Raw genomic sequence first — 23,035 nt, 5'->3', positions numbered from 1 at the left:
CCATGTAAGGCCAAATCGTGACCCGTCTGGCCCGACTGGGCTACAATGCCGGTTTTGCCGGCGACCAGACACTTGGCCAGCAAATTCATTTTTCAGATTCCGAGAAGGTTTCATGAGCAAGAGAAAGCCTGGTATGCCCAGCAGCACCATCGCCCTCAACAAAAAGGCGAAACATGAATACCATATAGAGCAACGCTTCGAGGCGGGCATTGCCCTGCTCGGCTGGGAAGTTAAATCCCTGCGAGCCGGCAAAGGCCAGATCACCGATGCCTACGTGTTGCTGAAAGACGGCGAAGCGTTTTTGCTGGGTGCTCACTTCCAGCCTCTGACAGCCGCCTCTACGCACGTGATCGCGGACCCGACCCGAACGCGAAAGCTGCTTTTGCACGCCAAAGAGCTGGCAAAACTGATCGGGGAAACCAGTCAGGCGGGGCATACGTGCGTACCTTTGGCGCTGTACTGGAAGGGCAACAAGGTAAAATGTGAAATTGCTCTGGTGAAAGGCAAAAAACTATTCGACAAACGCGCCACCGAGAAAGAGCGTGACTGGAACCGTCAGAAGCAACGGATTATGCGGGAAAACGCCGGCTGATCGTAGAAACCGCAACAAACAAGCCTTGAAGTTAAGCACGGCGCCCACATATACTGTGGATAAGGGGACGACATGGCTTCGACGCTGGTGGCGAACCCTTGGGTGCATGTCGAGATGGCAGCGAATCTCGTAAATCCAAAGCTGCAATGCAATAGTCGCAAACGACGAAAACTACGCACTAGCAGCGTAAGCTGCTAGTCGTCCTGACCGGGTCGCCCGTAGCCCGGAAGCAACATCTCAGGACGTCATCGCTTACGGGACGCTCCGTTATCCAGAGTTCACTGGCTAACGGCTAAGATTTAAAGAACTCGCCTCCTGCACCCTGGCCTTCGGGTCGCTTGAGGTTAAATCAATAGAAGGACATAAACATGTAGATCTCAAGGCATAGTGCTGGCGGACGCGGGTTCAATTCCCGCCGTCTCCACCAAATAACCAGAGAAAAGCCCCTGATTTCAGGGGCTTTTTTCGTTTTTAACTTCATAAAGCCCAAGCACATCAAGAGCTCCGAACCGGAGCTTTCTTTCGTCTCAGGATCCGTTTATGTCCAGCCAAGCGAAGCAGTCCCAGAAACTTCTGCTGTTCCGCCTGTTCGGTTCTCGGCTTTTCGGTATCGGTACGTTGAAAATCCGCGAAATACTGCCCTTTCCTCGCCTGACCAAGCTGCCCCACAGCCACCATGCTGTTATCGGTACGGCAACGTTCCGGGGTTCTGCAGTGCCGGTGATCGACATGTCGGCCGCTGTCGGTTTCCCGGCCCTCACCAAAGAGGAGCAGGAGACAGCTTCCATCATTGTGACCGACATCCAACGGCAGGAAATCGGTTTTCTGGTGCGCGGCGTTCAGCAAATAATTGAGACGGACTGGAAGAGCGTGATGCCGCCTCCTAAGGCGCTTGGCACTAACGTCTTTATTACAGGCCTGCTCGATGTGGGCGGCGACATTATTCAGCTCTTGGATTTGGAGCTTTTGTTGGCCAAGGTATACCCGGAGTCTCTCAACACTCAAGAGGTGACGCTCTCGGATGTGCAGGGCGAAACTCTCAGTTCCCTGAATATTCTGCTGGTCGACGACTCCCAGGTCGCCCGTAAGCAACTATCCGATGTCCTCGATAGCAAAGGCATTCACTACCATGTCACCAGCAATGGTAGTGAGGCGCTTAAAATATTGCTCAAAGAACACGATTCGGGGCATCCGATCGACATACTGGTGAGCGATATCGAGATGCCCGGGCTGGACGGTTACGAGCTAACGTTCAATGTGCGGGACAACTCCTCACTCGAACAGCCTTACATTATTCTGCACACGTCTCTGAACAGCGAGATGAGCCTCAGCTACGCCAATCAAGTCGGAGCCAACGAAGCCCTAACCAAGTTTGATGCCGAGGAATTACTGCAAGCCATGCTGCGGGGAGCTAGCTCCTAGACCTTCCGCGCCGATACGCAATCGGCGTCATCCCGGTCCATCGTATGAAACTGCGCGTAAACGCACTGTGCTCCGAATAACCCAGTACCAGCGCAATATCGACCAGCCCTAAGTTGGTTTCCCGCAAATAGCGCTCAGCAATTTCGCGACGCACTGCCGCAACTTCTTTCAGAAAACTGGTGCCTTCCGATGCTAATTGTCGTTGCAACGTGCGCGTAGACACCCCCATATTGGCGGCAACGGTGCCAATATCCGGCTGTTGGTCCGACAACAACCGCCCTATCCGCCGGCGCACGTCATCGACCAACGGCGATTTCAATGGCAAGCGGGCCAAGAGCGCATCGGCCTGAGCTTCCAGCATCGTCAGCATCGCGGGGTCCGAGGTTCGTAGCGGATGGCCCAAGCTGTCGGCCGCTATACGGAGTACGGTTTCTGGCTGTTCGAACCTGACCGGACAACCGAAGTACTCGGTGTAGGCGTCAATATTCGCGGGCGTGGCATTTATAAAATCCACCCTCTTCGGCACAAGGCCCGAAAACGTCAGGCGTCGGATGAAATTAACCAGCGCCGTAACGGCCGTTTCGTCCACCAACGCCCCCGGACGGCCATGGTCCGCATCCCAAACCAGCTCCATCGCCTGCTCATCCTGACGGACGATCAGCGGAGTCACGTCGTAGATCAGTCGCTGGTAGCGATGGAAGTGGGCAATGGCTTCCCCGAGGTTTTCAGAAGCCATAATCACATAGCCGAGCACCCCCGCATGGCGCGGTATGATGGTTTGCCCGAGGTGCAGCCCCAGCTGTGGATCATCCAAATGCTGCGCGGCGCACTCAAGCAACTGCCGCCAGAGCTCTATCGGTATATCTGCATTTAATAGGGAGTCCTGCGGCGGCCTCGGCACCGGCAAAAGCGCGTCGGCATCGATACCACGCTGGTCAAGATACTCATAAAGCGCAAGGGCAAAGCTGGCCGGAATGGATCGGCGGTGAACGGTCATATCACTCTCGACATCGCGGGGCTGGCGTAAAGTGTTAAAAACATGGCAGCCTGTGTCAAGCAGGCGACGGGAGAGCTTGTCATCGTTGTCATTAAAAATCCGTCGAACAATGATGACCGGTCCGGTCACGGGGAACATCGATGCTAATAATGGTAACGGGTGCCGCATGCGGCATAGGCGCATGCATCATTGAACAAGCGATTCAGAGCGGCCACAGCGTCATCGCCGCCGACATGAACGCCGAGGGGCTCGCCAAGCGCTGGGCAAACCAAAGCGCGGTGCGCTGCGAAATCCTCGACGTTCGGGACAACGATCAATGGCAGGCATTATTCCAGCGCCTTGCTTCTGATCAGGCGAAAGTAGACGTGCTAATCAATGGAGCCGGGGTGCTTCGCAGCGGCCGTACCGGTGACCTGGACAGCAAAGACATCGATCTGACGCTGGACGTGAACGTGAAAGGCGTGATTTTTGGCACCAACGCAGCTGCCGCGCACATGCTATCCAGCGGCCATCGCGGCCATATTATTAACATCGGCTCACTGGCTTCCTTGTGCGCGGTTCCGGGTAATGCGGTTTACGCCACCAGTAAATTTGCCGTGCGCGGTTTTAGCATTGCCGCGGCTGGTGACCTTCGTCGTCACGGTATTGCGGTGTCACTGGTCGGCCCTGGCCCGGTCAAAACCGCCATGCTGGAACAGCAGCGTGGCGACGAAAATTCCGCACTGACCTTCGCCAGCAGCCGCGCGCTAACGCCTGAAGACGTCGCCCAAGCCGTACTCGGGCCGGTTCTGAAAAAACAACCTTTGGAATACTTCCTGCCCTGGCAAGACAAGCTGCTGGGCCGGCTTTCCAATGCGGTGCCAACCTTTTTTCTGCGCATGACGCGACGCGCCATGGAACGTGGCCGCAAAAACTTTGAATCCGACAACTTCCGCTGAGAACAACAAGAGATAACCGATGACACTTTTCAAACAGATCACCGACTTTGACAGTTCACGCAGTGCCTACGGCCAGCAAGCTCGCGTTGAAGACACCCGCGCCGCCGCAGAAGGTTTCCGGAAGACCATGCTGGCAGGCCCCAAAGCGCGCTACTTCCGGTCGTTTGATCTCGTGAAGGTGCCTTACCCCGCCCGTTATGGGTTGCGCAACGCTTTCTCTCGCGAACGGCTCGTAGAGTACGTGCATATCCAGAACCGCGTTTTTGTGGTGCAGTTTGATACTGAGGAAGGCGTAAAGACCATGCTGGTGTCGCCATCCGACTACGAGCGCAACGGCGAAACGCCGTTTTTCCGGCGACTGCAGGACAACACGCCAAGTCTTTTCACCAACATGATTGTGGACCGGCAAACCACCGCGCCGGCGGTTGTTTCCAGCCTAGGCCTGAAGCCGGAGGACATCGACTACATCACCTACGACCACCTGCATACTCAGGATGTGCGCCGCTGGCTGGGTACCGATCAGGAGCAGGCGGTATTCCCCAATGCCAAGTTGCTGGTGCACTGGCGGGAGTGGGAATCTGCCCAGGATTTAAATCCATACCAAGCAGACTGGTATTGCCCGTCAGGCATTGCCGGAGTGCCCGAAGACAAGGTCATCAAATTTGACGGCTCGATCATGCTGGGCGATGGCGTCGCGCTGGTGCACACGCCGGGGCACACCGAGGGCAATCACTCCATTGTTGTTCACACCGATGAAGGCCTGTGGGTCACCAGCGAGAACGGTGTCAGCGTGGACTCTTACGCTCCGCACCTTTCGGCCGCCAGCGGCGTAGCGAAATACGCCAAAACAATCGGAACCGAGGTCATCATCAACGGCAATACCCTCGAAAATTCAATTGACCAGTACATTTCCATGGTTCAGGAAAAAACCATTGCCGGCCCGTCCCGGCGCGACCCTCGTTTTCCGAACATCTTCCCGTCATCCGAGATGACCCCATTCTGGGCATTTCCGGGTGCCAAGCCCGCGTTCTATGTGGGCGAAGCCCGTCACGGAAAACTGCACATCCCTGCATGAGACAAAGCTCTCTGGCGGTCTGTCCTTTTCTGTGTGGGATTACCAACCACACTGAAATGAGCCAAAAGCTGCACGGGATGCAGCTTTTGGCTTTCGTGACATGCGTATAGAAAAAGTACGGATAGGCATTGGTATTCGACAGCCATTTATGGCACTGTCCCGCGCCAAGTTTTTAAGATGCATTAAAAAAGGTTTATTTTATGGCTCAGGGTAACCAAAAATCAGGTGGAGACTATTCGATAGCTCAACTTGGTGACCCGGTAGTACTTACGCTCAGTGTTGGCTTTATTGCGCTGTTTGTGGGTTTTTCTTTGTTTGACCTCAAAGGCGTTGCTGACGCAATCGGTAGCGGCTTCACCTGGACCGCACGAGTGTTCGGCAGTTACTTCCAGATGTTACTTCTGGCCACCTTCTTTATTGCAATCGGCCTGGCCTGCACACCGGCGGCAGCAGCCAAGATCGGTAACCTTGACCGCCCGGAAATGAGCACCTTCCGCTGGCTATCCATCATCATGTGCACACTGCTGGCCGGCGGTGGCGTATTCTTTGCAGCTGGCGAGCCTGTGTACCACTTCGTTGTCACGCCTCCGGCGTTTGACACCGAGCCCGGCACCATCGAGGCCGTCTCCAGCGCCATGGCTCAATCGTTCATGCACTGGGGCTTTTTGGCCTGGGCTGTACTCGGTACCTTGGCCGCCATCGTGCTGGCGCATACCCACTACGTGAAGGGCAAACCCCTGCAGCCGCGCACTCTGCTGTACCCCGTATTCGGTGAACGCATCATGAGCGGATGGATTGGCAGTGTTATCGATGCTTTCTGCGTGATTGCCATCGTAGCCGGCACCGTGGGCCCGATTGGCTTCCTGGCGACTCAGATGAGTTTTGGCCTCAGCGAACTGTTCGGTCTTACCGATGGTTTGGGTACACAAATGGCCATTCTGGCTGCTCTCGCCGCCATTTACGTAACCTCAGCCGTTACCGGTGTACACCGCGGCATCCAGTTTTTGAGCCGCATGAACGTTTTCCTGGCACTGGCAATTGCCGCCATCATTTTTGTCTTTGGCCCCACCTTGTTCTACACCAACACCTACATGCAAAGCATGGGGCAGTACGTGTCGTCCTTCCTCGACATGGCGACCATGACAGCAGATACCGCACCTAACTGGTGGATGAAGTGGTGGACTGTGTTCTTCTTCGCCTGGTTCATCGGCTATGCGCCGCTGATGGCGATCTTCGTTGCCCGTATTTCCCGCGGCCGAAGCATTCGGGAAATGATTCTCGCCGTGGCGGTGATGGCCCCGATTGCGACCACCATCTGGTTCACCCTGCTCGGCGGTTCCGGTATCTACTACCAGATGACGGGTGTGATTGATCTGGCTGAAGCCCTGAACAACTTCCGTTTTGACGTAGCCACATTGACGGTTGCGCAAGCTTTGCCTGGCGGCGGATTCATGGCACTGGCCATTCTGATTCTGACCACGATTTTTGTAGCAACTACCGGCGACTCCATGAGTTACTCCATTGCGGTAGTCAGCTCTGGTCACGACCAGCCGAAAACGTTCGTGCGTGCTTTCTGGGGCATTGCAATGGCGACCATGGCCGGCATTCTGCTGTACATGGGTGCAGGTCAGATCAGCGTGCTGCAGCAATTCATCGTGATCACGGCCATTCCTGTGTCACTGATTTTGCTGCCCTCACTGTGGCTCGGCCCGAAAGCCGCCTACGCCATGGCTCGCGAGCAGAACCTGATTGCGGAAAAAGTGGTGCTAAAGCACAGCTAAACACCGTTGCAACACGGCGCGGCCGGGTTTACCCGGCCACGCCGTTTTATTTCTCCCCGCCCCTGAGACTCTTCAGCAAAAACGCATCCATAATCTGCGCCGCCGGCGACAACGTGCAGTTACTGGCCTTCACCAACCCTATTCTGCGAACCACATCAGGCTCCTGCAGCGGTATAAAGCTCAGATTCTGGTTATTTTCGGGGAAAGCGAGTTGCGGCAAGGTGGTGATGCCCGCGCCCGCTTCCAACATTGCGATCAACGAAATCATATTGGAAATATAGAACGCGCTGTTTTCGACCAGTGCTGACGCTTCGGTGCCCATCAAAAGCCGGGACGTGCCGTTTCGAATCAACTTTTCACCCTGCAGACTGCGCCAATCTATCGATGACCGGTTCGCCAACGGGTGGCTCCGGTGACACACCACGCCCACCTTGTCTTCAAACAAATGCGTGTAATCGAGCTCGTCTTCACCTTGCCACAGACTAGTGATCCCCAGATCCACCTCACCATGCGCCACCATCTGGCACACGTAATGGGCATTTTCGTCGTGCAAACTGATGGTTAGATTCGGAAATTGATCGATAAATTCCGCCAGCAAGGGCGGCATAATGCGCGTGGCCACAGATGGCACGGTTGCGATGTGAACATGCCCCTGTTTGCCATCAGCCTGGTTCACCAGATCTTTTACCAACCGGCCGTGCTGACCCAATAACTCGCGAAACCGTGGCAAACAGAACTTGCCAAAAGGCGTCAACTGGCCCTTACCGCCGCGCTCAAAAATGTTTTGCCCCAAACGCTGTTCAAGCTCTCGAACCGCCATCGACAGCGCCGGCTGCGAACGGAAAACACGTTTGGCCGCCGCATTGAAACCACCTTCGTCTACAACCGCAATCACATAGCGGAGTTGCTGAATTTTCAGCTCTGGCAACATGGCAACACCCTATAAGGAAACCTTATCAATCCATCTCAATTATTGATTATCCTTATTATGGCATCTTGACTAGCATGAATGCATCGAAATCAAGGAGGCTCTCATGACTACTTCTCATCCGCTTTACATCAATGGCCAGTGGGTTACCGGCACCAAGACCATCACCAACGTAAATCCGTCTGATCTGAGCGACACGATCGGCGAGTTTGATCAGGCCAGTGCCGACCAGACCAGCGACGCTATTAATGCGGCCCAGAGCGGCTTCGCTCAGTGGAGCAAAAGCGGCTTGGAGCAGCGTTATAAAGTGCTGATGGCCATCGGCGACGAACTGATTGCCCGCCAGGACGAGCTGGGTGAACTTCTGTCCCGGGAAGAAGGCAAGCCTCTGGCGGAAGGCAAAGGCGAAGTGTACCGCTCTGGCCAGTTCTTCCATTATTACGCCGCCGAGGTGCTGCGCCAGATTGACGAACGCGCTGAGTCGGTTCGCCCGGGCGTTGAAATCGACATTCGCCGCGAACCGTTGGGCGTGGTGGGCATCATCAGCCCCTGGAACTTCCCGATGGCCACCGCGGTTTGGAAAATCGCGCCGGCTTTGGCGTTTGGTAACGCGGTGGTGTTCAAACCTGCCAACCTGGTACCGGCCAGTGCCTGGGCACTCACAGAGATCATCAGCAAGCAGGATCTGCCTGCGGGCACCTTTAACCTGGTGATGGGTTCTGGCGGTGAAACTGGCGAAACCCTGATCAACAGCCCGAAAGTGCAAGCGATCACCTTCACCGGTTCCTTGGACGTAGGCCGTCGGGTTGCGGCAGCTACCGTGGGCAATCTGGTCAAATGTCAGCTGGAAATGGGCTCCAAAAACGCGCTGATCGTACTGGACGATGCCGATCTGGATCTGGCGGTTGAAGCAGCCTTTAACGGCGCTTACTCCGGCAGTGGGCAGAAGTGTACGGCGTCTTCACGCCTGATCGTAACCGATGCCGTTCATGATGAATTCGTGTCCAAACTGAAGGCACGGCTGGAACTGGCAAAAGTCGGCCACGCATTGGAAGACGGCGTACAGATCGGCCCCATTGCAGATCAGCGCCAACTGGAATCCAACCTGGCGTGGATTGAGCGGGCGAAAGCCGATGGTGCCACTCTCGCCTTCGGGGGTTCGCGTGTCGAAGCAGAAACCGATGGCTACTACATGGCCCCCACGCTGTTCACCGACACCACCAACGACATGGCCATCAACCGGGATGAAATCTTCGGCCCCATTGCCTGTGTCATCCGGGTGCCTGATTACGAAACGGCGCTGGCCACCCTGAACGATACCCAGTACGGCCTGACCGCCGGCATCATCACCAACTCCCTGAAGATTGTCTCGGATTTCAAAGCCCGGGCGCAAACCGGCTGCGTAATGGTGAACTTGCCGACGGCTGGTACCGATTACCACGTGCCCTTTGGCGGCCGCAAAAACTCCAGCTTCGGCCCCCGCGAGCAAGGCCAGTACGCCCGCGAGTTCTACACCGTTGTCAAAACCTGCTACGTGCGGGCCTGATCAAAGGAGAAGCACCATGCTGACTATCGATGGACTGCAATACTCCAACTGGTCCCGGGAGATTTTTGAGCAAATGCACGCAGGCGGTGTGTCGGCGGTGCACGCTACCTTGGTGTACCACGAAAACACCCGCGAGACGCTGTCACGCTTCGGCGACTGGAATCGCCGCTTCGAACAGCACAGCGATCTGATCATGCCGGTGTACGAGGCAGAAGACATCCGGCGGGCACAAGAATCCAATCGTGTGGGCGTATTCTTCGGCGCGCAAAACTGCTCACCCATTGAAGACGACATCGACATGATCGAAGTCATGCGCAGGCTCGGTTTGATGATCATGCAGCTGACCTACAACAACCAAAGCCTTTTGGCTGCAGGTTGTTACGAAGCGGAAGACAGCGGCGTGAGCCGGTTTGGCCGCCAGGCCATCGCGGAAATGAACCGGGTGGGCATGATCATCGACATGTCCCACAGTTCGGAACGTTCGACACTAGACGCCATCGAACTATCAAGCCGGCCGGTGATTATTTCCCACGCCAACCCGTCCTCGTTTCATCCGGCGAAGCGTAATAAGTCAGATACGGTGCTGAAGGCCATCTCGGAAAGTGGCGGGTTACTCGGTTTCTCGGTGTACCCGTTTCACCTGAAAGACGGGCCCGACTGCACGCTGGAAAGCTTCTGCAACATGGTGGCCGACACCGCGGAACTGATGGGTATTGATCACATCGGGATTGGCACCGATTTGTGCCAGGGCCAGCCCCAATCCGTTCTGGACTGGATGCGCAATGGCCGCTGGTCCAAGGAAATGGATTTTGGCGAAGGCAACAAAAACAACGCGGGTTGGCCCAGGCCACTGTCGTGGTTCAAAGACAACCGGGATTTCCCAGCCATTATTGAAGGCCTGCGCCGTAAAGGTTTCAGCGAAGAAGACGTGGAAAAGATCATGGGCCTTAACTGGCTGCGGCAACTGGAAATGGGCACCCGGGCTCTTACCTGAGCCCTCGGGGGTGCTTAATGCCCGGCACCCTGTAAACGGATAAGCGCTAAAACAAAAAAGGTACGCGTGATGAAAAACAACAACATCAAGTCAGGCGGAGACTACTCCATAGCCCAACTTGGCGATCCGGTGGTACTGACCCTCAGCGTTGGCTTTATCGTGCTGTTCGTCGGATTTTCTCTGTTTGATCTCAAAGCTGTTGCGGAGGTGATCGGCGAAGGGTTTGGCTGGACGGCGAAAGTCTTCGGCACCTACTTCCAACTGTTGCTATTGGCCACCTTCTTCATTGCCATCGGCGTGGCCTGCACACCGGCTGCCCGAGCCAGAATTGGCAACATGGAGCAGCCCGAGATGAGCACCTTTCGCTGGCTCTCCATCATCATGTGTACCTTGCTGGCCGGAGGCGGCGTTTTCTTCGCTGCCGGCGAGCCCATTTACCATTATGTGGTCACCCCGCCGGCGTTCAGCTCTGAACCCGGCACCGCCGCAGCCATCCCCAACGCCATGGCACAGTCGTTCATGCACTGGGGCTTCCTCGCCTGGGCCGTTCTGGGTACGTTGGCCGCGATTGTTCTGGCTCACGCGCACTACGTGAAAGACAAACCGCTGCAACCGCGCACCCTGCTCTACCCGGTGTTTGGCGAACACATCATGAGCGGCTGGCTGGGAAGCGTTGTCGATGCTTGCTGTGTGATCGCAGTAGTGGCTGGCACCGTTGGCCCCATCGGTTTTCTGGCGACACAAATGAGCTTTGGGCTCAGTGAACTGTTCGGGCTGGCCGACGGTTTGGTGACACAAATGGCGATTCTCATTGCGCTCGCCATTATCTACGTGACCTCGGCGGTGACCGGCATCCATCGCGGCATCCAGTTCCTGAGCCGCATGAACGTGTTTCTGGCCCTGGCGGTCGCAGCCATTATTTATGTGTTCGGCCCCACGCTGTTCCTCACCAACACCTACATCCAGGGGATGGGCCAGTACGTGTCTTCCTTCATGACCATGGCCACCATGACCGCCGAGACTGCGCCGGGCTGGTGGATGCAGTGGTGGACCGTGTTCTTCTTCGCCTGGTTTTTGGGTTATGCCCCGCTGATGGCGATTTTCGTGGCGCGGATTTCCCGGGGCCGGAGCATCCGCAGCATGATTCTGGCGGTCGCGGTGATGGCCCCCGTTGCCACCACCATCTGGTTTACCCTGCTCGGCGGCTCAGGCATCTATTACCAGTCAACCGGCGTGATCGACCTGGCGGACGCCTTGAATAACTTCCGCTTTGATGTCGCCACGCTGACTGTCGCGCAAGCACTTCCCGGCGGCGGTTTTATGGCGCTGGCCATCCTGATTCTGACAACCGTGTTCGTGGCCACTACCGGTGACTCCATGAGCTACTCCATCGCTGTCGTGAGCTCTGGCCACGACCAACCCAACACCTTTGTGCGGGCGTTCTGGGGCCTCGCCATGGCCGGCATGGCCGCCATCCTGCTGTTCATGGGGGCGGGCCAGATCAGCGTGCTGCAGCAATTCATTGTGCTAACCGCGATTCCGGTTTCACTCATTCTGCTGCCATCCCTGTGGCTTGGCCCCAAAGCGGCCTATGCCATGGCTCGCGAGCAGAATCTCATCCAACACTAGCTAGAATGAACAGTAGGCCAAACAGGCAAGGGTGACATCATGATTTCAGCAACCTCTTCATCCGTACCCAACAACTTACGCCCGGCCAGTGATGTGATGAAGCTGGAGCGACTGGGCAGCATGTTTGCCAGCCGGCTGAGCTTTGTCCGGTCGTTGATGCGCAAAATGATTGCGGAACGGTGGCAGGTGGTCAACACACAGTTTGATCTGGATGGCCAAGGCCACGGGCTGGCGGTATATCGCATCAGCACCCCGGAAAATTGCTACCACTGCGTAATTTTCTGCCGGGACCTGCCCGCAGAGCTGCGATCGGACCGGGTCATCGCCGAAGCCTGGGATGTCACCTTTGCCATGGTAGAAGGCGAAGTAGAAAACTCGTTGCTGGAACAAATGGAAGCCAATGTCCCGCTTCAAGAAGCGGGGCGGCAGCACCCGCGGGTATTGGTGCTTTCCCGGGCCAATAAAAGCCTGCGCAACTTCAGCCAGTTTGTCGAAGCCTTGTCCGCCGGCCAACAGCCCGATCCGGCCTGGCTGACGGCGGTCGGATATCTGTACCGCACCACAGCAGTTTACGGCAATGGCAAGTTCGGCATTGCCGATTTCGCCCGGCTGCAGCGGAACTCGGATTTCAACCGGCCGTTCGCGGCGCAAATGCTGGCCGTCTACGTGCTGCGTCAGTTCTCGATTGATCAGCTCAATCATCTGGCCCGAGCTAAAGCCCCCGATCAGGCGGTGCCTTTGCACCCGGAACTGGAGCGTTATCTGGGCATTGGCAATTCCACAGGTCTGGGTATGGCCCCTTTTCTGATCAACCACCCACAGCTGATCCAGCAGTGGGTGTATACCCGGGAGCGGGCGCTCGCCTATGTTCGGGAAAAACCCGCTACCGAACAAACACACGCCAAACTGCGAGAGTTGATGGCGCGCGCGCTCACGCACTTGCAACAAACTAAAACAGAAGATCCGGAACAAACCCTGCGCAACCAGAGCACTGCCAAATCCATCGCCGAAACCGTTGATTGGCTCGACCGAACGTTGGCACACCCCGGGCTGTATGAAGAGCTGATTTCCTGGGCCGAAGGCCAATGTTCTTTGGAGGCGCAGGAGCTCATCAACACTCTGTTGATTGAACTGTACCCGAACCTGGTGGACAAACTGGACGATGAACTCGGCTGCGAGGAATCGATGGACCTGCAGCCAGATATGAAAGCCCGGCAGCTGAAAGCGCTGATCGAACAAAAATTTGAATGGGCTCTGCACTACCGTGAGGACTGCCACGAAGACAATTATTGGTTCTGGTACCGCTCCATTGAAAAAGAAGAGCCCCGGCTTGGTGTTCGAGGGGCCGAGTCTGGTGCCGAGAAAGAGCTGGCTCTGGCCATTGGCCCGCGCATCAGCCGCTGCTATGCCAAGCTTGAGCCGTTTGTTGCCAACAATCCAAACGCCATGGTGGTGGAATTCCTGCTGGCTCACCCGGGCCAGAAAGATTGTGTGCGCCGCATTCAAACCATGGGCGAAACGCCGTATGGCGAGATTCGCGCCAACTTATGGCACCGGAATATGAAGCCGATGCACCTGTTGCGCACCAAGCTCTCGTTTTTTGGTGCCAGCCGTTTTGACCCGAAATCCGACCGTTGGGTGCGCATTACCCTGTTCCAGGGCGCGCCGCTAGCGCGGGAACTTTGCCGCCCGGGACGTTCACTGGAACAGCTGGACGACTGGGGTTTCCCGGTGGAACCGAACCTCGATACCAACCACGCTGTGCAAGGTGAACACCTATGAAAGTCTCGTTCAACGAACTGCAGGGACTGTCCCGAAAAGCCTTCATCGCCATTGGTTTTGACGAAGGCGACGCCAACGATGCCGCGGATATGGTGGCCTGGATGGAAGCTCATGGGTTAGATGGTGTCACTTCCCTGCGCAAGGGCCTGGATTTTCTGCTCAATGAAGACAAATCCCACCCGCCCAAGCTGATCTATCAGGATGCGGATTTATGTGTGGTGGATGCCGAGAACAAAACCGTGCTCGGCCACGCCAGCCTGGCGATTGAATTGGGATACGCCAAGTGCCGTGCCCGAGGGCTGTCGGTCACCAAGATACGCCATTGCCACAACCGCATGCTGATCGTGGGTTATTTGTCTCGCATCGCGCGACGCGGCATGAGCGTGACGGCGTTCTGGCGCAATTCCCACGAGCCACTGACCGAGATTATCGTGAGTTTTAAATCCGGCGAGGCCGAACCCGAGATTTGCATGTACGGGCTGCCGTCCATCCCCGACGATACCGAACCCAATAACGGCATCACGCTGGTGATGGTGAACCACGTGGACCTGCTACCCAACCTGAAACCCGACGCGCCGGCCAATGATCTGATTCTGCAAAATCAAGCCGCCATGCTCGACTGGCACGAACGGTCACTGGTGGACGGCATCGAGGTGGATCAGGAACTTTGGGATCGCCTCAAACTGCTGGCAACAAAGATGCTGGTGGAATCCTCGGAAGACTCACGCCAAGGCGCTGGCGCCGGCACCAACGACAACGATTAAGGAGCTCCTATGAACCCGTATCCGGTAACCACCAACCTGCCCGCCTCGAAATCCCCGCTTGCGTGGGCCACGGTCGGCAATGGCCTGTTGTTTACGGCCCAAATCCCCATTGATGCCGACGGCAAAGTGGTCGAAGGCGGCATTGAAGCCCAGATCACTCAAACGCTGGCCAACCTGAAACACACGCTGGAAAGTGCAGGCAGTCAGGTGTCCGACCTCACGCAGGTGGTGATCTACGTGACCGACCGTGAAGACCTGGCGACAGTGAACCGCGTGTACGCCGACTTCGTGTCTGAGCCTTATCCGAACCGCGCTGCCATCATCGTTTCAGGCTTTGCCCGAGAGGAAATGCTGGTCGAGATTGTTGCTTATGCGGTCGTTCCCTAACCGCGAGACTGATCATTATTTGCGCAACCCCAAAGCTTATGCTTGTATAAATAGATCAGGCTTGCCGTAGGACGCTCGCGTTCGTTTGCCTGCCCGCAGCGGGGCCACAAGGCTCCGGGCATCTTGCGATCACTATTCAATGGGGTTGGCTCAGCTATGGCTTACGAAACAATTGATGGTCAAAAATACGAAAAAGAACTGCTGGAACTCGCGCGCAAGCACACTACGGGAAAGGGCGAAGGCAAACTGTCAAAAGACGAGGTGGCGGATTTGTTCAAGTCGGCCCAGGATGGGCAGGGCGTAACCGACACTGAAAAAGCGACGCTGGGGTATATTCGGAATAACTTCGAGTTTACCGATGCGGCCGCCAAAGATTTCGACGCGGCTTTCGGCCAACTCTGATCAATCAAAACGGTATCTGCGCAACAAGCCCGATGCTTCCCTGCATCGGGCCTGGCAGAACGCCTCAGTTCAACTGAAGCGTCTTCAGGGTGCGCTCACGAACGGAGTTCAGGAGCTCTTCGTTTTCCACCAATGACTGACCGTAAGACGGCACCAGCGTTCTCATGCGCTCCTGCCACTCTTGGGTCTGCATTTTTTCGGGGAAACAGCGCTCCAGCACGTTCAACATCGCGTTTGCCGCCGTGGACGCGCCCGGAGATGCGCCCAGCAAGGCTGCCAGAGAACCGTCTTTTGCGGCCACAATCTCCGTACCGAACTCGAGCTTGCCACCGCCTTCTTTGGTTTGCTTGATGATCTGCACGCGCTGGCCGGCCATCTGCAAGGTCCAATCCTCTTCCTTCGCATCCGGGAAGAAGTTGCGCAACGCTTCCACACGGTCTGCGTGAGACTGGAACACTTCCCCAATCAAATAGCGGGTCAGGTCCATGTTGCTCTTACCAACCGACAGCATCGGGCGCAGGTTGGTGGCCCGAACCGAGCCGAACAGATCAAACATGGAGCCCTGCTTGAGGAATCGGGTGGTAAAGCCTGCAAAAGGCCCGAAAAGCAAAGCCGGCTCGCCGTTAATAATACGGGTATCCAGATGCGGAACCGACATGGGGGGCGCACCAATCGGCGCTTTGCCATACACCTTGGAGTGGTGCTGGTTAACAATTTCCGGCTTCTGGCACACCAGCCACTGGCCACTGACCGGGAAGCCACCGTATCCGCGCGCTTCATCAATGCCGGACTTTTGCAACAGCGGCAGCGCGCCACCACCGGCGCCCAGGAAGACGAAACCGGCTTCCAGCTTGGTGGTTTCGCCGGTTTTCTGGTTTTTGACACGCAGTTTCCAACGGCCGTTGTCGCGCTGATCGATGTAGTAAACCGGTGAGTTGACCATCAACTCAAAGTTAGGCTGGGCTTCCAGCCACTTGACCATGCTCCGGGTCAGAGAGCCAAAATCCACATCCGAGCCATGTTTGATGCGAGTCGCCGCGACTTTTTCCATCGGATTGCGGTTGCCCACCACCAATGGCATCCACTCTTCCAGTTCCTTCGGACTCTCGGTGTACTCCATTTCCCGGAACAGGTGATGGTCTTTCAGGCGCTCATAGCGGCGTTTCAGAAAAGCCACGTTTTCTTCGCCCCAGACAAAGCTCTGGTGCGGCGTGCGGTTAATAAAAGAGGTCGGTTCGGGCAGAATGCCCTGCTCAACGAGGTAAGACCAAAGCTGCAACGATACTTCGAACTGCGCGTTGATCTGCAGCGCTCGCGCGATTTCTACGTCGCCATCGTCCGTTTCAGGTGTGTAGTTCAGTTCACAGTAACCCGCATGGCCCGTGCCTGCGTTGTTCCATCCATCTGTGCTCTCGTGAGCAACGTGGTCCAGGCGCTCCAGCATGACAATATCCAGAGACGGATCAAGCTGCTTGAGCATCACGCCGAGGGTTGCGCTCATGACGCCCCCACCGACCAGCACTACATCTGCCTGTCTAACGGCCATTGATTCCCACCTTAGCTAGTGTTGAGCTTGGAACCGCTCCACGATCAGCAAAGCGGTCTGTCGAAAGCCGTCACTGCGCGAGGTAAAGGGCGCAGCCTTGTGCTTCCTGTCGAATTTGCGCGCATTATCCCGTTTTTTGCCGAAATAATAAATTGCGTTTGCCAACTGCATGCAAATTGCTTTGGAACATGTCAGCCGGGCTGAAGATTGTTACAAGGCGCGATTCTCTCGCCTTTTGTTAACAATAACAGCGCCACTTTAGTCTGATACTGAGCGCATGTTAATGCGGATCATTGCTTATATCCGAAAATCCTGCACTTCCGGGGCTGACCTGAAATACAGACTTGCTGTATCTTGTGCGCCATCCATACTTTGCCCGCAGTACGCGCGCAGTGATCTGACATTTGAATCGAGGTTTTTCTATGTTAATGGCTATTGGCGCCATTATTCTGGGGCTGATTTTACTGGTCTGGAGTGCGGACAAATTCGTTGAAGGTGCGGCAGCTACAGCCAAGCATTTAGGCATGCCCGCCTTGCTGATCGGTATGGTGATCATCGGTTTTGGCACCTCCGCACCGGAACTTGCCGTGTCGGCCATGGCCGCTTCCGATGGCAACCCCGGCCTGGCACTCGGTAACGGCTACGGTTCAAACATCACCAACATTGCACTGATCGTGGGCCTCACCGCCCTGATTGCGCCCATTGCGGTGCACTCGCAGGTCATCCGCAAGGAGCTTCCTTTGCTGGTGGTGTTGACACTGATCGCGGGCGTTCAGTTATTGGATGGCGAGCTGTCGCGGCTGGATGGCTGGGTTTTGCTGGCGGTGTTCGCCGCGGTCATGGGCTGGTCGATCTATCAGGGCTATCAAGGTAAAGAGGATCCGCTCGCGGAGGGCGTAGACTCCGAGCTGATTAGCCATCCCATGCCGATGAAACACGCGATTATCTGGCTGGTGGTCGGGCTGATTTTACTCGTCGCAAGCTCCCGTATGCTGGTCTGGGGTGCGGTCAGCATCGCACAGGCTCTGGGCATCAGTGATCTGGTGATCGGCCTGACCATTGTTGCCATTGGCACCTCGCTGCCCGAGCTGGCTTCTGCCATCGCCGCGGTGAAAAAGAACGAGCATGATCTCATTCTCGGCAATATTCTGGGCTCTGGTATCTTCAACACCTTGGCAGTGGTGGGGCTGGCAGCCGCTATTCAACCTCTGTCGGTTGACCCCGAAGTGCTGTATCGGGACTGGACCCTGATGCTCGGTTTGACCCTCGCATTGCTGGTGATGGGTTTCGGCATCACTGGCTGGCGAAAGCTGATCTCACGAGTCGATGGTGTTCTGCTGGTAACCGTCTACGTGGCTTACACGGGCTACCTGTTGTCCACAGTGGTTGCTGCCGCCTGATTCCTCTTATGGGTAACGGCGAGCCCTACTCGGGCTCACCGTCACCCAGTAACTCCAGCATGCGCGCCCTTACCTGCTCCATCACCTCCGGCAGTTCGTCTTTGCTCTTGCCGGCCGTATCAATGGCGGCACCTACCCTGACATCCACCGGCTGGCCCAGATTAATCTGAAGACTCCGCGCCGGCAGAACCTTGTGCACACCTCGAATGGCCACCGGCACGATGACCGCTTCGGTATCAAAGGCCAAATGAAAGCAGCCTTTCTTGAAAGGCAACAGCCGACCATCCGGAGAACGGGTACCCTCGGGTGCAGCCCAAAGCACAATGCCGCTTTCCATCATCGCTCTGGCTTTTTGCAAATCTCTGACAGCCTCGGCGCGGTTAGAGCGGTTGATCCACGGAAATTCCGCCGCCGCCATAGCCTGCCCGAGCAGAGGAATACGAGACAATTCCTGCTTCGACAGCATTCGAATCGAGCCCGGCAGCGATACAAAACTGATGGGTATGTCGTAATGGCTGGCATGGGTGCACATGATGATGTAGCGGCGGCCATCGTTGAAATCCGGCACTTCGCCCCGAACCGTCAGACTGGCCCGAACCAATTTCAGCAAGGTTGCCGACCACTCCCGGCAATACTTATCCACAATCGGCCGGTTCAGTTTGCCGAACAACGCACGCAGCAAAATCAACAGCGAGTAGATGGCGGTCAAACCCACTGATCCCAATACCACCGCGATGCGGCGCAACAACGTTGCTGATTCGGTTAGGGGACTCAATTTCAGACGATTCATCAGATACACCTTTCCCGTAGGCAAACAGCGAATACATACGCCTGATTATATCGGCTCGGCTATTTTCGGGATAACGCACAAAGGTCTTAGCTGAGGCAGGAAACAGCTCTGTTGCGAGGGCATGCCATGCCGGCAGCGCCGAAGCACTGCCGAAGATGCAATTACTCGTTTTCGTGAAATACCATGGAAATGGAATTCAGACAATATCGTTGCCCGGTGGGCGGCGGGCCGTCCGGAAACACGTGCCCTTGATGGCTGTCGCAGCGGGCACATCGAATTTCCGTGCGGGTCATGCCCAGGCTGGTGTCTTCGATATAACGAAGGTGGTCGGGGTCAAACGGCTGGAAGAAACTCGGCCAGCCGGTGCCTGAATCAAACTTGGCATCGGAGCCGAATAACGGGAGATCACACAGACGGCAGTGGTAAACGCCGGTTTTTTTGTTATCCAGCAAGGTACCGCAAAACGGGTGTTCGGTGCCGTGATCCAGCAGCACCCGCTTTTCTTCGGCGCTCAGTCCGGCAGCCTTCTCTTCAACCTCGGCTTTGCTCAAAGGCGTTACGTCATAGCCTGCGGCAGACTTACTCATAGGGTTCTCCTCACGCGAGGTCAGGGTCATCCTGACTGAATTCGGGTTTAAGTCGGTCAGGCCAGGCAGCGGCCAGCTTATCCATTTTCGGTGCGGCAACGGCCATAATGTACGGCTGCCAAGGGTTACGGGCAGCAAAGTTCTGATGATGGGCCTCTGCCGGATAGAAGGCGTCAAGAGGTTCCACCGTTGTCACAACCGGCGCGGAATAGACGCCCGACTCATTCAGTTGTTGAATGTAAGCTTCGGTTAGGGCTTTTTGCGCTTCGGTTTCATAAAACACGGCTGACCGATACTGGGTACCCACATCGTTCCCCTGTCGGTTCAGCTGCGTTGGGTCATGAGCTACCGAGAAAAACACCCTCAACAATTCGCCAAAACCGACTTTAGCCGGGTCGTAGTGCACATCGATGACTTCCGCATGTCCGGTTGATCCTGTGCAGACAGCTTCGTAATTGGCCGTTTCAGCTGAGCCTCCTGCGTAACCGGATTCCACCCGGGTTACGCCGTCGATGGCGAGGAATACCGCTTCGACACACCAGAAGCAGCCTCCGGCCAAAACAACATGAGCGCTGCCTTCGCTTTCCTGTAATTCATGGTCCGGCGTCGGAAACCGGCTACGGGGCACATTCAGCCCCGGGATGTTGCATGCTTCGCTCATCATCTTATCCTTTCATCAAAAAAAGACTACACCCAGTATGGCACTTACCGGGGCAAGGCCCCAAACGGGCCAGCGCAGGACAGCTAACGCCAGCCAAAACAGCAGAGCCATTGCAAAATCCACCGAACCTTCCACAGCAGAGGTCCACACCGGGTCGTACAGTGCAGCCAGAAGCAGGCCAACCACACCGGCGTTAACACCCGCAAGCGCCGCACGTGCCGTTGAATGCTTTCGTACCCAGCGCCACAATGGCAGACCGGCAAACACCAAAAGGGTTCCGGGCAAAAACACTGCCAGTACCGCAGTCACCGCACCCGGCATACCCGCTTCGACCCCGCCTAGAAACGCGGAAAAGGTAAACAACGGGCCTGGTACTGCCTGCGCCGCCCCGTAACCTGCCAGGAAGGTATCCGCAGGCATCTGCCCGGTTTCGACAAACCCCTCCTGCAGCCAAGGCAAGACCACATGCCCACCGCCAAACACCAGTGCTCCGGCTTTATACAGCTCTGCCCCAACCCAGGCCAAAGACCCCGGGGTCAACGGCAGAAACGAAAACACCAACAGGCAGGCAAATAACGCTGCAAACAGCCAGGGCTTGCGAACCTGTAACCCGACCGTCATCGGCTCAACCGCCTTGCCTGAGCTCAGGCTCAAACTCACTCCAGCCAACCCCGCCAGTGCCAACAGTAAGAGTTGCACCCAGGCCGTACCAACCCACAACAAGGCACTCGCCACCAGCAGTGCGATCACCCGTCGTGGCTGATCGGGACAGAGTGTTCGCCCCATCTGCCAGACAGCCTGCGCGACCACGGCAACAACAAAGAGTTTCAACCCGTGCACCCAACCACCGGAACCGGCTTCTGGCCAGAACGTAAGCCCGAACGCGAACAAAGTCATTAACAGCGCTGACGGCAGGGTGAATCCCAACCAAGCGGCCAAGGCGCCCCGGTAGCGCCCGCGCAGCAATCCAATGGTCAAGCCTACCTGACTGGACGCAGGCCCGGGCAGCAGCTGACACAACGCCACGACCTCACCAAAGGCCTCAGCGGACAGCCATTTTCGCCGGGCAACAAACTCGTCGTGAAAAAAACCAAGGTGCGCAGCCGGCCCCCCAAATGAGGTCAGCCCCAAACGCAGAAATATTTTGAAAATCTGCCAGCCCGACTCAGAATCAGACGAGACTGCTTCTGTCATTGCCCATCTCCCGATAGCTTCCGGATACATCTTCGATAAACATGAACATTGTATCGCGACAGTTGCAGATGCCCAGCGACCAACCATAATGACATCAGGGGTCAGCATAAGGTCCCACTCGGCATCAGGGAATCAGCATGACAGCGAAGGTTCGCGAACCCAAGAATCAGGAAGAGCTATTACTCTACCGTCTGAGCCTGCGACTAGGGCCGGTTCACGCCCGCCAGCGCCTGGGTATCGAGCAGGAGTCGGAAGCCCTGCTGTTGGGCCGGGATAAGCGCTCGTTTCATCTGGAAAACCTTGCTAACGCCCCGCGATTGATCCGTTTTTGCCTCAAAGCCATTGGCCTGTATGGCCGGGCACAGGCCAACAGCCGCAAACTTCGCACCGTCTCTAATACATTCACCGTTGCTAACCTGCCGCCTGCATTTGAGGGCTTTCGGATTCTCCACCTGACCGATCTGCACGTGGACATGGACGAACAGAACCTGCAGGCCGTTATCCGGCAGATTCAATCCGTGGACTACGATATCTGCGTGCTCACCGGCGATTATCGCCAGCTCACCTGGGGGCCGATTGAAGCGTCTCTGGAAGGCATGGCCAGCCTGCGCGAATCCATCCGGGGCGAGGCCTACGCGGTACTGGGAAACCATGACAGTGTGCGTATGGTGCCTGCGCTGGAAGACATGGGCTATCGATTGCTGTTGAACGAGATGACACCGCTGGAACGCTGCGGAGACACTCTTTATTTGGCGGGCATTGACGACGCCCATTACTACAAGGCCCACAACCTGCACAAAGCCGGCGATGACATTCCGGTCGGTGGCGTGAGCCTGTTACTCAGCCATACCCCTGAAGTCTGGCGTGAGGCGGCCCATGCCGGTTACGACCTGTTCCTGTGCGGCCATACCCACGGCGGCCAGCTCTGTTTGCCCGGCGGTATTCCTGTGACACTGGATTCCGATTGCCCTCGCCATCTCGGGCGGGGATTCTGGCGTGTGAACGGTATGCAGGGCTATACCTCGCCAGGAGCCGGCACGTCAGTTTTGAATGTTCGCCTGAATTGCCCGCCGGAGATCACGCTGCATACTCTGACGCGAGGGCCGGGCTAGGCTTCAGTGTGGCTGCTTGCGGATACCCAAGCGGTAAAGCAGAGGTGAGAACAGCATGTTGGATAAAGCGAAAAGAACCGCAATTGCCGCAATTTCCCAAAATGGTAGCGGAAACCAGAACCAGGCCATGAGCATGGGTAACGCGGCCTCCGGGAGCTGATCAAGCCACACCGCCCGGGCACTGGAATCCATACCAATCCGCCTTTTCACGAAGCTGCTGAGCAGATCCCCGAACAAAGACAATGCGCCAAACAGGGCACCAAACAGCCACCCAAGATCCAACCAGAGTGCAAACAATGCGCACGCTAACGTGCCAGAGACAAGGCCTCGCCAGGTTTTACTCGGCCCGAGCAGCGGCCGGCCATCTGACCACGTCCGGCCGGCATCCACCGGCCAGTCCGTATTATTCGGCAGCAGCCGGGCCACAACCACCGGAACCCCGTTGGCCAGCACCAACAACACAAAGAGTTCCAGCGATAACAACAAGAACTCACCTCCGGCCATGTTT

Annotated in this window: 22 protein-coding genes and 1 other RNA gene; 15 read left to right on the top strand and 8 right to left on the bottom strand. The window is 56.5% G+C overall.

Features of this window, described 5'->3' with window-relative positions; all coding sequences use genetic code 11:
* Nucleotides 1-112: 112 nt before the first annotated feature.
* The 3 genes from smpB to JAO79_RS04830 all read left to right on the top strand — a co-directional run bounded on the left by smpB (nt 113) and on the right by JAO79_RS04830 (nt 2,014).
* Complete coding sequence (smpB, locus tag JAO79_RS04840) at nt 113-592, top strand: SsrA-binding protein SmpB (RefSeq protein WP_199005990.1); 480 nt, start codon at nt 113-115, stop codon at nt 590-592.
* A gap of 63 nt (nt 593-655) precedes the next feature.
* Nucleotides 656-1,019: a transfer-messenger RNA gene (gene ssrA / locus JAO79_RS04835) on the top strand.
* A gap of 113 nt (nt 1,020-1,132) precedes the next feature.
* Nucleotides 1,133-2,014, top strand: coding sequence for a chemotaxis protein (locus JAO79_RS04830; RefSeq protein WP_199005989.1), 882 nt, complete (start codon nt 1,133-1,135; stop codon nt 2,012-2,014).
* Here JAO79_RS04830 and JAO79_RS04825 read toward each other — a convergent pair.
* A complete protein-coding gene (locus tag JAO79_RS04825; RefSeq protein ID WP_199005988.1) occupies nt 2,004-3,011 on the bottom strand; it encodes an AraC family transcriptional regulator in 1,008 nt (335 codons plus the stop codon). The genes JAO79_RS04830 and JAO79_RS04825 overlap by 11 nt on opposite strands.
* 140 nt (nt 3,012-3,151) lie before the next feature.
* Here JAO79_RS04825 and JAO79_RS04820 point away from each other — a divergent pair, with 140 nt between their 5' ends.
* The 3 genes from JAO79_RS04820 to JAO79_RS04810 all read left to right on the top strand — a co-directional run bounded on the left by JAO79_RS04820 (nt 3,152) and on the right by JAO79_RS04810 (nt 6,805).
* Entirely contained in the window at nt 3,152-3,949 is a 798-nt protein-coding gene (locus JAO79_RS04820; RefSeq protein WP_199005987.1) for an SDR family NAD(P)-dependent oxidoreductase, read from the top strand.
* Between the two features lie 19 nt (nt 3,950-3,968).
* Complete coding sequence (locus JAO79_RS04815) at nt 3,969-5,024, top strand: hypothetical protein (RefSeq protein WP_199005986.1); 1,056 nt, start codon at nt 3,969-3,971, stop codon at nt 5,022-5,024.
* A gap of 200 nt (nt 5,025-5,224) precedes the next feature.
* A complete protein-coding gene (locus JAO79_RS04810) occupies nt 5,225-6,805 on the top strand; it encodes a BCCT family transporter (protein ID WP_199005985.1) in 1,581 nt (526 codons plus the stop codon).
* 46 nt (nt 6,806-6,851) lie between these two features.
* Here JAO79_RS04810 and JAO79_RS04805 read toward each other — a convergent pair whose 3' ends face one another.
* Nucleotides 6,852-7,736, bottom strand: coding sequence for a LysR family transcriptional regulator (locus JAO79_RS04805; RefSeq protein ID WP_199005984.1), 885 nt, complete (start codon nt 7,734-7,736; stop codon nt 6,852-6,854).
* A gap of 103 nt (nt 7,737-7,839) precedes the next feature.
* On the opposite strand from JAO79_RS04805, the gene JAO79_RS04800 reads away from it, so the two are divergent.
* The 7 genes from JAO79_RS04800 (at nt 7,840) to JAO79_RS04770 (ending at nt 15,237) form a co-directional block, all read left to right on the top strand.
* On the top strand, nt 7,840-9,279 hold the full coding sequence (locus JAO79_RS04800) for an aldehyde dehydrogenase family protein (RefSeq protein ID WP_199005983.1): 1,440 nt from the start codon (nt 7,840-7,842) through the stop codon (nt 9,277-9,279).
* 16 nt (nt 9,280-9,295) lie between these two features.
* Nucleotides 9,296-10,273 (top strand): dipeptidase, encoded by a 978-nt coding sequence (locus tag JAO79_RS04795; RefSeq protein ID WP_199005982.1) that lies wholly within the window; start codon nt 9,296-9,298, stop codon nt 10,271-10,273.
* 69 nt (nt 10,274-10,342) lie between these two features.
* Nucleotides 10,343-11,902 carry a BCCT family transporter gene (locus tag JAO79_RS04790; RefSeq protein WP_199005981.1) on the top strand — a complete coding sequence of 520 codons (1,560 nt, stop codon included), beginning with the start codon at nt 10,343-10,345 and terminating at the stop codon, nt 11,900-11,902.
* A 39-nt stretch (nt 11,903-11,941) separates the two neighbouring features.
* The gene (locus JAO79_RS04785; RefSeq protein ID WP_199005980.1) at nt 11,942-13,684 is read left to right on the top strand and encodes a hypothetical protein; all 1,743 of its coding nucleotides are present in this window, start codon (nt 11,942-11,944) and stop codon (nt 13,682-13,684) included.
* Nucleotides 13,681-14,448 carry a DUF3726 domain-containing protein gene (locus JAO79_RS04780; RefSeq protein ID WP_199005979.1) on the top strand — a complete coding sequence of 256 codons (768 nt, stop codon included), beginning with the start codon at nt 13,681-13,683 and terminating at the stop codon, nt 14,446-14,448. The genes JAO79_RS04785 and JAO79_RS04780 overlap by 4 nt, the downstream gene beginning before the upstream one ends.
* Nucleotides 14,449-14,457: 9 nt before the next feature.
* Nucleotides 14,458-14,835, top strand: a complete 378-nt coding sequence (locus tag JAO79_RS04775) for a RidA family protein (RefSeq protein WP_199005978.1) — start codon at nt 14,458-14,460, stop codon at nt 14,833-14,835.
* A gap of 156 nt (nt 14,836-14,991) precedes the next feature.
* Complete coding sequence (locus tag JAO79_RS04770) at nt 14,992-15,237, top strand: hypothetical protein (RefSeq protein ID WP_114334563.1); 246 nt, start codon at nt 14,992-14,994, stop codon at nt 15,235-15,237.
* Between the two features lie 64 nt (nt 15,238-15,301).
* Here JAO79_RS04770 and mqo read toward each other — a convergent pair whose 3' ends face one another.
* On the bottom strand, nt 15,302-16,783 hold the full coding sequence (mqo, locus tag JAO79_RS04765) for a malate dehydrogenase (quinone) (RefSeq protein ID WP_199005977.1): 1,482 nt from the start codon (nt 16,781-16,783) through the stop codon (nt 15,302-15,304).
* 422 nt (nt 16,784-17,205) lie between these two features.
* Between mqo and JAO79_RS04760 the strand changes: the two genes are divergently transcribed.
* A complete protein-coding gene (locus tag JAO79_RS04760) occupies nt 17,206-18,183 on the top strand; it encodes a calcium/sodium antiporter (RefSeq protein ID WP_199005976.1) in 978 nt (325 codons plus the stop codon).
* Between the two features lie 25 nt (nt 18,184-18,208).
* On the opposite strand, the gene JAO79_RS04755 is transcribed toward JAO79_RS04760, so the two are convergent.
* From JAO79_RS04755 to chrA, 4 genes are all read right to left on the bottom strand, one after another.
* Nucleotides 18,209-18,973, bottom strand: coding sequence for a lysophospholipid acyltransferase family protein (locus JAO79_RS04755; protein WP_199005975.1), 765 nt, complete (start codon nt 18,971-18,973; stop codon nt 18,209-18,211).
* Between the two features lie 161 nt (nt 18,974-19,134).
* Entirely contained in the window at nt 19,135-19,560 is a 426-nt protein-coding gene (gene msrB, locus JAO79_RS04750; protein WP_199005974.1) for a peptide-methionine (R)-S-oxide reductase MsrB, read from the bottom strand.
* Between the two features lie 10 nt (nt 19,561-19,570).
* Nucleotides 19,571-20,221: a peptide-methionine (S)-S-oxide reductase MsrA gene (gene msrA / locus JAO79_RS04745; RefSeq protein WP_199005973.1), complete on the bottom strand. Its 651-nt coding sequence runs from the start codon at nt 20,219-20,221 to the stop codon at nt 19,571-19,573.
* A gap of 15 nt (nt 20,222-20,236) precedes the next feature.
* Entirely contained in the window at nt 20,237-21,415 is a 1,179-nt protein-coding gene (gene chrA, locus JAO79_RS04740; RefSeq protein ID WP_199005972.1) for a chromate efflux transporter, read from the bottom strand.
* A gap of 137 nt (nt 21,416-21,552) precedes the next feature.
* Here chrA and JAO79_RS04735 point away from each other — a divergent pair, with 137 nt between their 5' ends.
* Complete coding sequence (locus JAO79_RS04735; RefSeq protein WP_199005971.1) at nt 21,553-22,527, top strand: metallophosphoesterase; 975 nt, start codon at nt 21,553-21,555, stop codon at nt 22,525-22,527.
* A gap of 3 nt (nt 22,528-22,530) precedes the next feature.
* Here JAO79_RS04735 and JAO79_RS04730 read toward each other — a convergent pair whose 3' ends face one another.
* Entirely contained in the window at nt 22,531-23,031 is a 501-nt protein-coding gene (locus tag JAO79_RS04730) for a CDP-archaeol synthase (RefSeq protein WP_227664323.1), read from the bottom strand.
* Between the last annotated feature and the right edge of the window lie 4 nt (nt 23,032-23,035).

The sequence above is a fragment of the Marinobacter litoralis genome (assembly GCF_016427555.1).
GTDB lineage: Bacteria > Pseudomonadota > Gammaproteobacteria > Pseudomonadales > Oleiphilaceae > Marinobacter > Marinobacter litoralis_A.
This window is presented reverse-complemented; position numbering and strand designations above follow the sequence as displayed.

Bases quoted from the DNA above. Each gene is read 5' to 3' on its own strand.
- JAO79_RS04815 (WP_199005986.1), top strand. From the start codon at position 3,969: ATGACACTTTTCAAACAGATCACCGACTTTGACAGTTCACGCAGTGCC.
- JAO79_RS04820 (WP_199005987.1), top strand. From the start codon at position 3,152: ATGCTAATAATGGTAACGGGTGCCGCATGCGGCATAGGCGCATGCATC.
- JAO79_RS04790 (WP_199005981.1), top strand. From the start codon at position 10,343: ATGAAAAACAACAACATCAAGTCAGGCGGAGACTACTCCATAGCCCAA.
- JAO79_RS04755 (WP_199005975.1), bottom strand. From the start codon at position 18,973: ATGAATCGTCTGAAATTGAGTCCCCTAACCGAATCAGCAACGTTGTTG.
- JAO79_RS04810 (WP_199005985.1), top strand. From the start codon at position 5,225: ATGGCTCAGGGTAACCAAAAATCAGGTGGAGACTATTCGATAGCTCAA.
- JAO79_RS04730 (WP_227664323.1), bottom strand. From the start codon at position 23,031: ATGGCCGGAGGTGAGTTCTTGTTGTTATCGCTGGAACTCTTTGTGTTG.
- JAO79_RS04825 (WP_199005988.1), bottom strand. From the start codon at position 3,011: ATGACCGTTCACCGCCGATCCATTCCGGCCAGCTTTGCCCTTGCGCTT.
- JAO79_RS04785 (WP_199005980.1), top strand. From the start codon at position 11,942: ATGATTTCAGCAACCTCTTCATCCGTACCCAACAACTTACGCCCGGCC.
- JAO79_RS04760 (WP_199005976.1), top strand. From the start codon at position 17,206: ATGTTAATGGCTATTGGCGCCATTATTCTGGGGCTGATTTTACTGGTC.
- JAO79_RS04830 (WP_199005989.1), top strand. From the start codon at position 1,133: ATGTCCAGCCAAGCGAAGCAGTCCCAGAAACTTCTGCTGTTCCGCCTG.
- msrB (WP_199005974.1), bottom strand. From the start codon at position 19,560: ATGAGTAAGTCTGCCGCAGGCTATGACGTAACGCCTTTGAGCAAAGCC.
- JAO79_RS04800 (WP_199005983.1), top strand. From the start codon at position 7,840: ATGACTACTTCTCATCCGCTTTACATCAATGGCCAGTGGGTTACCGGC.
- msrA (WP_199005973.1), bottom strand. From the start codon at position 20,221: ATGAGCGAAGCATGCAACATCCCGGGGCTGAATGTGCCCCGTAGCCGG.
- mqo (WP_199005977.1), bottom strand. From the start codon at position 16,783: ATGGCCGTTAGACAGGCAGATGTAGTGCTGGTCGGTGGGGGCGTCATG.
- JAO79_RS04795 (WP_199005982.1), top strand. From the start codon at position 9,296: ATGCTGACTATCGATGGACTGCAATACTCCAACTGGTCCCGGGAGATT.
- smpB (WP_199005990.1), top strand. From the start codon at position 113: ATGAGCAAGAGAAAGCCTGGTATGCCCAGCAGCACCATCGCCCTCAAC.
- JAO79_RS04775 (WP_199005978.1), top strand. From the start codon at position 14,458: ATGAACCCGTATCCGGTAACCACCAACCTGCCCGCCTCGAAATCCCCG.
- JAO79_RS04805 (WP_199005984.1), bottom strand. From the start codon at position 7,736: ATGTTGCCAGAGCTGAAAATTCAGCAACTCCGCTATGTGATTGCGGTT.
- JAO79_RS04780 (WP_199005979.1), top strand. From the start codon at position 13,681: ATGAAAGTCTCGTTCAACGAACTGCAGGGACTGTCCCGAAAAGCCTTC.
- JAO79_RS04735 (WP_199005971.1), top strand. From the start codon at position 21,553: ATGACAGCGAAGGTTCGCGAACCCAAGAATCAGGAAGAGCTATTACTC.
- chrA (WP_199005972.1), bottom strand. From the start codon at position 21,415: ATGACAGAAGCAGTCTCGTCTGATTCTGAGTCGGGCTGGCAGATTTTC.
- JAO79_RS04770 (WP_114334563.1), top strand. From the start codon at position 14,992: ATGGCTTACGAAACAATTGATGGTCAAAAATACGAAAAAGAACTGCTG.